Origin of the sequence: Thioclava sp. 'Guangxiensis' (genome assembly GCF_045348365.1) — a bacterium.
GTDB lineage: Bacteria > Pseudomonadota > Alphaproteobacteria > Rhodobacterales > Rhodobacteraceae > Thioclava > Thioclava kandeliae.
The window spans coordinates 94818-106856 of the sequence record NZ_CP155824.1; the positions used below are offsets into that span (position 1 = coordinate 94818).

Here is a 12039-nt window from a genome sequence, read left to right on the forward strand (position 1 = left end):
CATGGGGGGGGGAGAAAACGATGAACAGAATTGACGGAGCGATCGCGCTGGTGACAGGCGGCACGCAGGGACTGGGCGCTGCGATCGCGCGCTGCTTTGCCCATGCAGGAGCATCAGGGATTGCCATTGTCGGGCGCGATCAGGCCAAGGGCGAGGCCGTGGCCGCTTGTATCACACAAGAGACCGGCATTCCGGTGCTGATGATCGCGGCGGACCTGTCGGACCCGCAAACGCCCGCGCGGATCGTCAAGGAAGCACGCGCGCGGTTCGGGCGTGTGGACATTTTGGTGAATGCCGCAGCCCTCACCGATCGCGGCACGATCCTGTCGACCGATGTCGCACTTTTCGATGCGATCTTTGCCACCAATGTGCGTGCGCCCTTCTTCCTGATGCAGGAGGTCGTGCGCCAGATGATCGATCAGGGGATCGAAGGCCGGATCGTGAATATCGGCTCCACCTCGGAACATGCGGGCCAGCCCAATCTGTCGGCCTACTCCACCTCGAAAGGTGCACTGGCCACGCTCACACGCAACACGGCCTTCGCGCTGATGCGCAACCGGATCCGCGTCAACCAGCTCGATATCGGCTGGATGGCCTCCGATCACGAGCGCGCGCTCCAGATCGCCGAAACAGGAGATCCCGACTGGGAAGAGAAAGCCCGTGCCAACCTGCCCTTCGGTCGACTGGTCGATCCCGAGGAGGTCGCGCGTGCCGCACTCTATCTGGCCTCCCCCGATAGCGGTCTCATGAGCGGGGCTGTGGTCCATTTCGACCAGTCGGTCTGGGGTGGCTATGACGGGCAGGCACCAGTCCCCGCGCAGCCACTGCAATAAAAAGAGCGCGCGGGGTGACCCGCGCGCCAGTCAGGGGATGGCGGACTGTCAGAGCGTGAAGGCTGCGACAAAGGCGTCGACGGCCGCATCGCTCTCGCCCTTGGCCCAGGCCTCCATTGCGACAGGCCCGCGATACCCCATCGCCTGCAACCCTCTGGCCACGCCTGCATAATTGATCTCGCCGGTTCCCGGCTCGCAGCGGCCCGGATTATCGGCCACCTGCACCTCGCCGATCCATGGCAGGCATTTCTCGCACCAGCGGATCAGGTCGCCCTCGCCGATCTGGGTATGATAGAGATCGAGATTGATCTTCAGCTGCGGCCGGTTTACCGCAGAGACAAGCGCCAGAACATCCGCCGTCGATCCGAACGGACAGCCCGGATGGTCCATCGGATTGAGGTTCTCGAGCGTGAAGACGACACCCTCCTCCTCCGCCATATCGCAGATCCGCTCGAGCGTCTCACGCGCCTTCAGCCACATCGCGCCCGTGACGACCTCGTGCTTCCAGATCGGAATGCCGCCATCGCCCAGACCGGTGCCGTGCAGGTTGAGGCGGCTGACCCCCAGCCGCTTGCCGACCTGCACTGTCTCGCGCGCCGAGGCGAGCAGCCTGTCGGCCCCCTCGCTATCGGCCAGACGGCCCTCGATATAGCCGTTCATGATCGTGTAATTGGCCCCCACCTTTTCGAGCTTGGCCAGATCATGTTCTGGCCAATTCCAGAGCCCGACGCCCAATCCGCGCTCGGTCAGGCGCGCCGCCCGCCACTCGATGGGCTTGTCGAGCCAGAGCATCTCGGCGCAGGCTGCAAGTTGGAAATCCTGTGTCATTCTGTATCCTCCCTGAAGTCTACGGCCCTCAGGCCTCGACCGGTTGTTTTTGGGTGTTTGTCAGGCCGACCTCGTTTGCGATGCGTTTGAGGGTGTGGAGGCCGAGGGTCTGGTAGAGGAGCGGGTTTCGGATATGGGGGTCCTGCTCTGCCTCGATGACGATCCATCCGTCATAGCCGTTCTGCGCGAGGATCGTGAGAAGCGGCGTGAAGTCGACGGCACCCTCCTGATCGCCGGGCACGGTGAAGGCGCCGGCCAGCACGCCCTGCAGGAAGGACAGGTTCTCGGCACGGACCTTCGCGGTGATCTCGGGGCGGATATTCTTGGCGTGGAAATGGGCGACGCGCGTGATATGGCGGGCAAGCACTTCCTCGGGATTGCCGCCGCCGAAGGTGCAATGGCCCGCATCGAAGAGAAGATGCGTGGCGGGGCCCGTCGCGGCCATGAAGGCGTCGATCTCGGCGGGGCTCTCGACCACGGTCCCCATATGGTGGTGATAGGCAAGCCGGATGCCCTGGGTTGCGAGATAGGCGGCGAAGGCTTCCATCTTGGCGCCGAACGCGCTCATCTCGGCGGCGCTGAGTTTGGGGCGGTCATTGACCGGCACATCGGGGCGCCCATGGACGGTGTTGGAGCATTCGCAGACGATGCAGACCTTGCAGCCATTATGTTTGAGCTTGGCCAGATGGGGCTGGACGGCCTCGATCTCCGCCTCGACCGAGCGGGTCAGGAGTTCGGTCGAATACCAGCCGGAGATGAAGGCGAGGCCATATCCGGCCAGCAGGGCGCGCAGGGCCTCCGCGTCGTCCTGTGGCCAGCGGTGGCCGTTCTCGATACCGTCGAAGCCGATGAGGCGGCCCGCCTCCTCGAGGATGCGCGCGGTGGGGATATCCGCGCCGATGGACTGGTCGTCGTCATTGGCCCAGGCGATGGGGTTGGTGCCGAATTTGATCATGGGGATCTCCTTATGGGTAGGGGCCGCGCTCGGGGGCATCGAACCCCCTCGCGCGGCGCAGGCGTCCCCATAGGGTCCGCCTGCCGCGCCGGTGGTTAGTTCACGAGCCGTTGTTTGGCGGTATTTTCGAGGTAGCGTTGGTAGGCTGCGGGGCGGTTCGGGGCGTGGCCTGTTGCGGGGACGGCGACGTCCCAGAAGTGGCCGGCGTGGCCTGCCGTGGTCTCGATGCCGGTGCCGGGGAAGTCTTTCGCGGTGGTGTCGATCACGATGACGGTGGGGATATCGCGCGTGCGGGCGGCCGCCAGTTGCGCTTCCAGATCCTTGATATCGCGTGCCTTCACCGCATGCGCGCCCATCGAGGCCGCATGCATCACATAATCGATCTGCGGCTGCGCCTCGATATTGCAGTTCACATACATGTTGTTGAACGGGTTGCCGCCACAGCCCAGCGTCTGCAGCCGGTTGATGCAGCCATAGCCCGCATTATCGGTCAGCACCACGGTGAAGGGGATGCGGCGCATGACGGCAGTGGCCAGCTCGGAATTGGCCAGCATATAGGAGCCATCGCCCACGAAGCAGATCACCTCGCGGTCGGGGTTCGCGAGCTTCAGCCCCATGCCGCCTGCGACCTCGTAGCCCATGCAGCTATAGCCGTATTCCATGTGATAGCCGCCTTGAGTGGGCTGCCAGAGGAGCTTCAGCGCGCCCGGCATGGTGCCTGCGGCACACATCACAACGGCCTCGGGGGCCGCGCGCTGCACCGCGCCGATGACTTCCGCATCGAGCGGCAGCTCGCCCGCGCCCCGCTCCTCCGAGCGGTCGCGGCAGTGATGGGTCACGGCCTTCAGCCAATCCTCGCGGGCGGCCTGATCGGCATCCTCGGCGCGGTAGGCGCCGAGGCCTTCGGTCAGCGCTTCGAGCGCCACTTTCGCATCGGCCATCAGGGGCTCGGCGCCGTGCTTCATGGCATCATAAGCGGCGACGTTGATCGAGAGGAGTTTCGCTTGCGGGTTCGCAAAGAGCGTGCGCGAGCCGGTGGTGAAGTCCTGCAGGCGCGTGCCCACACCGATCACCAGATCGGCGCGCTGGCTTGCGGCATTGGCCGCCGCCGAGCCGTCGACGCCGCTCGCCCCGAAGTTCATCGGGTGGAATTGCGAGAGCGCCGATTTGCCCGCCTGCGTCTCGACCACGGGGATGTTGTGGCGGCTGGCGAACCCGGCCAGCGTGGCCTCGGCCTGCGAATAGATCACCCCGCCGCCGGCCACGATCACAGGGGCCTTGGCCGCGCGGATCATCGCGATGGCATGATCGAGCTCGCGCGCATCGGGCGCGGGGCGGCGGATATGCCAGGTGCGGGGGGTGAAGAACGCTTCGGGGTAATCGAAGGCTTCCGATTGCACATCCTGACAGAAGGCCAGCGTGACAGGGCCTGCCGAGGCAGGATCGGTCATCGTGGCCAATGCGCGGGGCAGCGCCGTCAGGAGATGCTCGGGCCGCGTGATCCGGTCATAATAGCGCGAGACGGGGCGCAGGCAGTCATTGGCCGAGATCGTGCCATCCTCGAAGCCTTCGACCTGCTGCAGCACCGGATCGGGGCGGCGATTGGCGAAGACATCGCCCGGGATCAGAAGGATCGGCAGACGGTTCACATGCGCCAGCGCCGCCGCCGTCACGAGGTTCGTCGAGCCCGGCCCGATCGAGGAGGTCACCGCATGCGCGCGGGTGCGGCCCATGCCCTTGGTATAGGCCAGACCCGCATGCGCCATGGTCTGCTCGTTCTGCCCGCGCCAGGTCGGGAAGGCCTCGCCGATCTCCTCGAGCGCCTGACCCAGACCCGCCACATTGCCATGGCCGAAGATCGCCCAGATCCCCTCGATATACCGTTCGCCCTCGGGCGTCAGCTGAACGCTCAGCCATTTTACCATGGCCTGTGCGGCCGTCATGCGGATCGTGCCCATACTCTTCTTCCTTTGTTATACGCCCCGCCCTGTGGGGGGCCGCGCCCTTGGCGGCATCGAGCCACCTGCGGGCGCGCATCGCGGGCTGCGCCCCCGATGGGGCGCGCCGGTCCTTTCGATTATTCGGCAGCCACAGAGGTCGCTGCCGCGCGGGCCTTGTCCCAGATCCCGGCCAGACGGGTGTAGCGCGTGGCCATCTCGGCAACCGCCTCCTCGTCATCCATCCGCCCCGCCAGCCAGTCGCGCGCCACCGACCCGAAGATCGTCCGGCCCACGGCAAAGCCTTTCACCAGCGGGAAGCCTGCGGCCACCTCGAAGCTTGCCGCCAGTTCCGCCTCCGGCGCATCCAGCCCCAGAACCACGATCCCGCGGGTGTGGCGGTCATGCTCCTCGATGGCATCGCAGGCCTTGGCCCATCCGGTCTGCGATGCCATCGGCTCCAGCTTCCACCAGTCGGGATAGATCCCTTCCGCATAGAACCGCCGGATCAGGATAGCCGTGGTGTCATCGGTCACCGCAGCCACCTTGGAGGGGATGATCTCGAGGAGGAACTCGAGATTGTTGCGGCGCGAGGCCGCGTAGAGTTTCTTGACGCTGTCGAGCTGCCTGGCCCAGGTCTGCGCATCATCATCGGGATGGCAGAACACCAGAACCTTCACCACATTCTCGCGCGCCCATTCCTTCAGGCCGCCGCAATCATCGCCCAGTTCCGGCTCCAGCGTCAGCGGACGGGAACCAGGCCATTCGCAGGGACGCCCGATCCACAGGCCCGTGCCCGAGGCCGCATGCAGCGCATGGCGCCCGATGCGGTTGTCGCACAGGATCCCATAGCCCGGACGGCCATCCTGCACCTTGAGTGCGGCCTCGAGGCACAGCTCCTTGAAGGCCCCGCCTTTTTTCAGCGTATAGCCCTCCATCTCCTCGAGCTGCATCCGGTGATCGAAGGCGAACACCCGCATCTCGGAGAAGTCGCCGCCATGGCTGCGATGGCGGTTGGTTGCCCAGTGGATCTGCTCGAGCTCGGCATCATTGCGCAGATCGGGCTGGATCACGCCGCGGCTCAGGAAGAACTCCAGCTCCTCGAGCGAGGGATAGGCCGGCGTGCAGCCATGGCGCGAGACCGCAAACGCCCCGCAGGCATTGGCATATTCGAGCGCCTTCGGCCAGCTTTCCCCATCGAGCCAGCCCTTCAGGAGGCCGGAGAAGAACCCGTCGCCCGCGCCCAGCACATTGAACACCTCGATCGGGAAGCCCGGGCCCGTCTGGCCCTCGTCGAGGCTCTCGGGGATCGCGCCTTCAAAGGCCGCAGCCCCCGCCGCCCCGCGTTTGCAGATCAGCGTCGCATTCGACACCGCCCGCACCGCCTTGAGCGCCGCGATCGTATCCGTCGTGCCGCCCGCAATATGGAACTCTTCCTCGGTGCCCACGATCAGGTCGAAATAATGCAAGGACTTCTGCAGCTTGGCCGTCACCTCGGCGCTTTCCACAAAGCGGCTCTCGCCATCGCCATGGCCCGCAACCCCCCAGAGATTGGGGCGGTAATCGATATCGAGCGCCGTCTGCGCACCATGTTTGCGCGCCAGCGCCAGCGCTTTCAGCGTCGCCGCTTCCGTCTTGGGGTTCGACAGATGCGTGCCGGTCGCCACGACCGAGCGCGTGCGCCCGATCAGATCTTCCGAGATGTCATCCTCGCACAGCGCCATATCCGCGCAGTTCTCGCGGTAGAAGATCAGCGGGAATTGCTCCTCGTCGCGGATCCCCAAAATCACCAGCGCCGTCAGACGCTCGGGATCGGTGGTCACACCCTCGACATTCACCCCGTGACGCACCAACTCCTCGCGGATGAACCGACCCATATGCTCGTCGCCAACCCGCGTGATCAGACCCGAGTTCAACCCAAGACGCGCCGTCCCGCAGGCGATATTCGTCGGAGACCCGCCAATATATTTCTCAAATGACCCCATATCCTCCAGACGACCCCCAACCTGAGAGCCGTAAAGGTCAACGCCAGCGCGACCAATCGTAATTACATCCAATGGTTTCATGTCTTCCTCCCTCGCGCCCGCTTATGAAAGGCTGCGGGCCTCCTGAATGTCGCGCCATGTGCCGTTCGAGCGGGCCATAGCGTGAATGATTTCCTCGATCACAAGACCCTGCGCGAAATCGGGGCCGCATGCGGACGCCCCCCCGATGCACGCCACCAGATCGCGCGCCTCGATAACCTTCTGCTCGTTGAAGCCGAAATTATAGCCGGGCGCGGGACAGAATGCCGCGAAATCGGGCTGTTCGGGGCCGGTGAGGTGGCGGACAAACCCTGCCTCGCCCTGCCTGTGCAGCCAGAATTCATTCATATGCTCCTGATCGAAGCGCAAGGCCCCGAGGCTGCCGTGGATCTCGAACGACAGATGGCATTTACGCCCGCGCGCGACCCGCGAGGTGGCAAAGCTCCCCTGTGCGCCCGAGGCGAAACGCAGAACCGCCATCGCGCTATCTTCGTTTTCGACCGCTTTCATCCCCTCGGGCGAAGGACGTTCGGCAATGGCGATATGGGTCCGGGCAGACAGCCCCGCGACCGACCCCATCAGAGCCACCATGAGCGAGACGAGATGGCAGCCAAGATCGCCCAAAACGCCCAAGCCCCCGCCCTGCAAGGTATGGCGCCACGACCATGGCAGATCGGGATCGGCGGCATAATCCTCGTCATAGACACCGCGGAACGTATGCAGCTGCCCCAGCGCCCCCGCATCGACCAGCGCGCGGATTGCCTGGACTGCGGGCGAGCGCAGGTAGTTATAGCCCAGAATGGTGACCTGCTGCGGATGGGCTGCGGCCATCTCGGCCATGGCGCGGGCATCTTGCAACGTCAGCGCCATCGGCTTTTCGAGCCAGATATGCTTGCCTGCCGCAAGTGCGGCCATGGCCATAGGGTAATGCAGACCGTTGGGCACAGTGATGGAGACCACATCGACCCGCGGGTCGGCCATCACCTCGCGCCAGTCGCTTGTCGCGCGGGCAAACCCCCATTGGGGCGCAAGACGCGCGGCCGCATCGGGGTCGGCATCGCAGAGCAGCTCCAGACGGGGCCGCGCTCCGCCGAAAACCGTTGCGACGTTATTCCATGCCATCGCATGGCATTTGCCCATGAAGCCAGTGCCGATCAGGGCTACCCCGAGTGGCTTTTGCGAAAGAGTGCCCGTCATGGCAAACTCCATAGCTATCGGAAAACCTGCAAGGCTTCCGGGCGCTACCGCCCGGAATTTGCGTCAGATCGTGCCGCCGAGCGACCCTTCGAGGTCGGCCAGTTCCTGACCGCCAGCCATGAGGTCCTGCAGTTCGGACGAGGTGATCTCGCCCCGCGCTGCCGTTCCAAGGGTCTGGCCACGGTTGAGCACGGTGAAGCGGTCGCCCACTGCCATCGCATGGCGCACGTTATGCGAGATGAAGACGACCCCCACCCCCTGATCGCGGACGCGGTCGATGGTCGCGAGCACGTTGGAGGTCTGGCGCACCCCCAGCGCCGAGGTGGGCTCGTCAAGGATCAGCACCTTCGCGCCGAAGAACACCGCGCGGGCAATGGCCACCGTCTGGCGTTCGCCGCCCGAAAGCGTGCCCACCGCCTGATCGGGCGCGCGCAGGTTGATGCCCATCTTGCGCATCTCTTCCATGGTGATCTCGTTGGCACGCTCGATATCGAGACGCTTGGTCAGGCCCCTGCCCTTAGTGGGCTCGCGCCCCATGAAGAAGTTGCGGGTGACCGACATCAGCGGGATCATCGCCAGATCCTGGAACACGGTGGCAATCCCCGCCTCCATCGCATCGCGCGGGCTGGAGAAGGACAGCGGCCTGTCCTCGAAGGTGATCGTGCCGGAGGTGGGCTTGTGCACGCCCGACATGGTCTTGATGAAGGTCGATTTACCCGCGCCGTTATCGCCAAGCAGGCAATGGCATTCACCGGGTTTCACATTGAAAGTCACCCCGTTGAGCGCGATGACATTACCGAAATGCTTGGTGATCTCTTTCATCTCGATGATCGGGGCCTGCGCACCGGCGACCGAGCCGTGATGGAATTTGCTATCCTGAAGGGTCATCTCAACGCTCCCCCGTCACGCGTTTGCGCACCACATTGTTGAAGACCACGGCAATCAGCAGCATGCCGCCCAGGAAGACCTGGAACCAGTCCTGATCGAAATTGGTGTAGGTCAGGCCGATGGTGACCATGCCGAAGATGATCGCCCCGAAGAAGGCCCCGATGGCCGAGCCGTAACCGCCAGTCAGAAGGCACCCGCCAATCACGGCCGCGATGATCGCCTCGAATTCCTTCTGGAAGCCACGGCGCGCGTCGGTGGAGCCCGCATCGATCACGGTGATGATGGCCACAAGGCTCGCGGCAATGGCCGTCAGCATGAAGAGCGAGATTTTGACGCGCTTCACCGGCACACCCGAATTCTGCGCGGCATTGCTGTCCCCGCCGGTGGCGAAGATCCAGTTCCCCACCGGCGTGCGTAGCAGGATATAGGTGGCGACCAGTGCGAAACCTATGAACCACAGCACTTCGACCGGCACCCCCGGCACTTTGGGCGCGCCCGATTTGAAACTGTCGATGATGCCCGCTTTGGCCATCCATGCGAACAGGCCGGTAAACGCATCGCCCGAGAAGAACGGGGTCAGGAAATCCCCCTCGACGGCCTCACGCACACCGCGCAGCTGGGTCGAACCGCCGGTGAAGAGCTTCAGCCCGACCAGAGACAGGCCGCGCAGGATGAACAGACCCGCCAGCGTAACGATGAAGGAGGGCAACCCCGTGCGGATGACGATGGCACCATTGGCCGCCCCGATCGCCGCGGCAAAGACCATGGTCAACGGGATCGAAAAGATCAGCGGCAGGCCGAGATTGACGGTGAACACACCGAAGACCATGCCTGCGAAGGCTACCATGGAGCCAATGGACAGGTCGAACTCGCCACCGATCATCAGCATGGCGGCGGCAATGCCCAGAATACCCAGCTGTGCCGAAGGCGTCAGGAAATTCATGATGCCGGACAGGGTGAACATCGTGCTGTCGGCGGTGAACAAGAAGAACAGAGTGACGAGGATCAACCCTCCGATCGCTCCCAGCTCCGGTCGTTTCATAAGTTTAGTGGCAAACGACTCGGATTTGATCCGTTCGTCCGCCTCGATGGTGGCGTCCGTTGGCATGATTCCCTCCCTCATGCGATCCGTCTTGGAAAATTGGCTGCTCTTCCCCAGCAGCCCGGCCCTCGGGCCGGAAGTGTCATGCGTCACATGACATGCGCCCGTAATACGGCGCGGCGGATGCCCGGAGCGGGTGCTCCGGACATCCCGTTGACTTAGCGAATACCTTTGGCCGCGAGGTCGATGACCTGCTCGGCCTTGTCCTGCGTGATCAGGTTCGGACCCGAGGGCACATCGCCTGCAGGCATCAGCCCGTATTTAGCATTGAGCGCCAGGAAGGCCACCGGCAGATAGCCTTGAAGGAACTGCTGCTGGTCGATCGCGAAGGCCGCATCGCCATCAACAACCGATTGCAGGAAGGAGGACGACATATCGAAGGTCGCCACCAGCACGTCATCGCGCCCGATCGCCTTCACCGCCTTGACCGAGGGCTCGCCCACGATCGGCGCCGACAGGCCCAGAACCGTGTTCACATCCGGATCGGATTCAAGCGCCGCACGGACCTTGGATTCCACCTCGGCCGGATCGGTCATGGTCGGGATGACCTCGACCGAATTGCCGAACCCTTCCGCAAAGCCCGCGCAACGCTGGTCGAGCGAGACGTTGCCCACTTCCTGGTTCACACAGATGCCTTTGGTGCCGCCCATCTCGGCGAGTTTGACCCCTGCGGCCTTGCCCGCATCATATTCGGACTGGCCCACATGCAGCATCGCGCCCAGTTCCTTGGATACATCGCCCCCCGAATTCATCGAGATCACCGGAATACCGGCATCGACGGCGCGCTGGATCGATGGCCCGAGCGCGTCGGCATCGGGAATGCTCACGACGAGCCCGTCGGGCTCCTGGTTCACGGCAGCATCGATCAACTGGCTCATCTGGACCATATCGAAAGTCTCGGGCGAGCGGACATCGACGGTCGCGCCGGTATCCTTTGCCGCCTCGGCGGCACCGTTTTTCACGACCGACCAGAACGGGTCACTGGCCTGACCATGGGTCACGACGATGATCTCTTGCGCCATCGCCGATCCAGCCATCATCGCGGTCACAGCTGCTGTGGCAAAAAGGGTTTTCATTGGTCTCTCCTCCCAAAAAGGTCTTGGCGCGGGCGTCCCTGTCGCCCTTTGCGCCGATTATCCGGCCCTTGGCCGGTCGGGCCTTTTACGGCCCCCACTTACCCTGCGAGGGGTGGTCCCTGCCGGCTCCTCTTCCGGCACGGCCCCCGCGGGGGTGTCTGGACCAGCACGTCAGACCGCGCGCTGGTAAAGCTCCTCATGCAGATCGAGCGAGACAGCCTGTCCGGTTTTGGCCGATTCCGTGGCCGCTTCCGCCATCGCCAAAGCGGCAATCCCGTCCTCGAGCGAGGTCGGCAGGGCCGCGCCATCCACAAGGGCTGCCACGAAGGCCTCCCATTCCGCCGCATAGGCGGGCATATACCGCTCGAGGAAGAAATAGGTGGGCTTGGCACTCATCACACCCTGGGTCGTCGACCGCACCACGGTGTTCTCCAGCATGTTCTGCGCCTGCAACAGCCCTTCGGAGCCCAGCAGTTCGACCCGCTGGTCATAGCCATAGACGGCCCGGCGCGAGTTTTTGATGACGGCGATCCGCCCGTCGGCATAGGTCAGCGTGACCACGGCCGTATCGACATCGCCTGCCGCGCCGATCTCGGGATCGACGATCGAGCTGCCGACCGCGCGCACCGTCACCGGCGCCTCGCCCATCAGGAAATTCGCCATGTCGAAATCGTGGATCATCATATCGCGGAACAGCCCGCCCGAGACCTTGATATAGGACACCGGAGGCGGTGCGGGATCGAAGGAGGTGATCGACAACAGCTCGGGCTTGCCGATCTCGCCGCGCTGCACCGAAGCCTTCAGCGTCGCGAAATTCGGATCGAAGCGACGGTTGAAGCCCATCATCACCGGACGGCCCGTCATCGATGCCTGCGCCAGACAGGCTTTGGCCCGCGACAGTGACAGATCGACCGGCTTCTCGCAGAGCACCGCCTTGCCTGCCGCCGTGGCCTGCTCGATCAGATCCGAATGGGTATCGGTCGAGGTCGCCACCAGCACCGCATCGATCGCCGGATCAGCGAGGATCTCCTCGGTGGTGCGCGCCTCGGCCCCGAATTTCTCGGCCAGCGCCTCGGCCCCCGGACGGTAGACATCCGAGACCGCCACCAGCGTCGAGCGCGGGTTTCCGGCAATGTTCACAGCATGCACCTGACCGATCCGGCCGGCGCCCAAAAGCCCAACTTTCAGCATTTATCCCT

At 64.2% G+C, this 12039-nt stretch carries 10 protein-coding genes; 1 reads left to right on the forward strand and 9 read right to left on the reverse strand.

The features are described 5' to 3' along the window. Positions 1–20: 20 nt before the first annotated feature. Positions 21–833, forward strand: coding sequence for an SDR family oxidoreductase (locus ABEB22_RS17725; RefSeq protein WP_349295153.1), 813 nt, complete (start codon positions 21–23; stop codon positions 831–833). A 48-nt stretch (positions 834–881) separates the two neighbouring features. Here ABEB22_RS17725 and ABEB22_RS17730 read toward each other — a convergent pair whose 3' ends face one another. The 9 genes from ABEB22_RS17730 to iolG form a co-directional block, all read right to left on the reverse strand. Then, on the reverse strand, positions 882–1661 hold the full coding sequence (locus tag ABEB22_RS17730) for a TIM barrel protein (protein WP_349295154.1): 780 nt from the start codon (positions 1659–1661) through the stop codon (positions 882–884). Between the two features lie 28 nt (positions 1662–1689). Continuing rightward, complete coding sequence (gene iolE / locus ABEB22_RS17735) at positions 1690–2616, reverse strand: myo-inosose-2 dehydratase (protein ID WP_339115142.1); 927 nt, start codon at positions 2614–2616, stop codon at positions 1690–1692. Between the two features lie 95 nt (positions 2617–2711). Next, positions 2712–4574, reverse strand: coding sequence for a 3D-(3,5/4)-trihydroxycyclohexane-1,2-dione acylhydrolase (decyclizing) (iolD, locus tag ABEB22_RS17740; RefSeq protein ID WP_349295086.1), 1863 nt, complete (start codon positions 4572–4574; stop codon positions 2712–2714). A gap of 119 nt (positions 4575–4693) precedes the next feature. Further along, entirely contained in the window at positions 4694–6619 is a 1926-nt protein-coding gene (iolC, locus tag ABEB22_RS17745; RefSeq protein WP_349295155.1) for a 5-dehydro-2-deoxygluconokinase, read from the reverse strand. A 21-nt stretch (positions 6620–6640) separates the two neighbouring features. Further along, positions 6641–7774 carry a Gfo/Idh/MocA family oxidoreductase gene (locus tag ABEB22_RS17750; protein WP_349295156.1) on the reverse strand — a complete coding sequence of 378 codons (1134 nt, stop codon included), beginning with the start codon at positions 7772–7774 and terminating at the stop codon, positions 6641–6643. Between the two features lie 63 nt (positions 7775–7837). Beyond that, entirely contained in the window at positions 7838–8596 is a 759-nt protein-coding gene (locus ABEB22_RS17755) for an ATP-binding cassette domain-containing protein (protein WP_406871220.1), read from the reverse strand. A 67-nt stretch (positions 8597–8663) separates the two neighbouring features. Continuing rightward, positions 8664–9770 carry an ABC transporter permease gene (locus ABEB22_RS17760; protein WP_349295157.1) on the reverse strand — a complete coding sequence of 369 codons (1107 nt, stop codon included), beginning with the start codon at positions 9768–9770 and terminating at the stop codon, positions 8664–8666. Between the two features lie 152 nt (positions 9771–9922). Next, positions 9923–10840 (reverse strand): sugar ABC transporter substrate-binding protein, encoded by a 918-nt coding sequence (locus ABEB22_RS17765; RefSeq protein ID WP_349295158.1) that lies wholly within the window; start codon positions 10838–10840, stop codon positions 9923–9925. 171 nt (positions 10841–11011) lie between these two features. Then, positions 11012–12031 carry an inositol 2-dehydrogenase gene (gene iolG / locus ABEB22_RS17770; protein ID WP_339115258.1) on the reverse strand — a complete coding sequence of 340 codons (1020 nt, stop codon included), beginning with the start codon at positions 12029–12031 and terminating at the stop codon, positions 11012–11014. Positions 12032–12039: the final 8 nt, after the last annotated feature.

Coding starts and splice junctions, on each gene's coding strand:
- ABEB22_RS17725 (WP_349295153.1), top strand. CDS start 21: ATGAACAGAATTGACGGAGCGATCGCGCTGGTGACAGGCGGCACGCAG.
- ABEB22_RS17730 (WP_349295154.1), bottom strand. CDS start 1,661: ATGACACAGGATTTCCAACTTGCAGCCTGCGCCGAGATGCTCTGGCTC.
- iolE (WP_339115142.1), bottom strand. CDS start 2,616: ATGATCAAATTCGGCACCAACCCCATCGCCTGGGCCAATGACGACGAC.
- iolD (WP_349295086.1), bottom strand. CDS start 4,574: ATGGGCACGATCCGCATGACGGCCGCACAGGCCATGGTAAAATGGCTG.
- iolC (WP_349295155.1), bottom strand. CDS start 6,619: ATGAAACCATTGGATGTAATTACGATTGGTCGCGCTGGCGTTGACCTT.
- ABEB22_RS17750 (WP_349295156.1), bottom strand. CDS start 7,774: ATGACGGGCACTCTTTCGCAAAAGCCACTCGGGGTAGCCCTGATCGGC.
- ABEB22_RS17755 (WP_406871220.1), bottom strand. CDS start 8,596: ATGAAAGAGATCACCAAGCATTTCGGTAATGTCATCGCGCTCAACGGG.
- ABEB22_RS17760 (WP_349295157.1), bottom strand. CDS start 9,770: ATGCCAACGGACGCCACCATCGAGGCGGACGAACGGATCAAATCCGAG.
- ABEB22_RS17765 (WP_349295158.1), bottom strand. CDS start 10,840: ATGAAAACCCTTTTTGCCACAGCAGCTGTGACCGCGATGATGGCTGGA.
- iolG (WP_339115258.1), bottom strand. CDS start 12,031: ATGCTGAAAGTTGGGCTTTTGGGCGCCGGCCGGATCGGTCAGGTGCAT.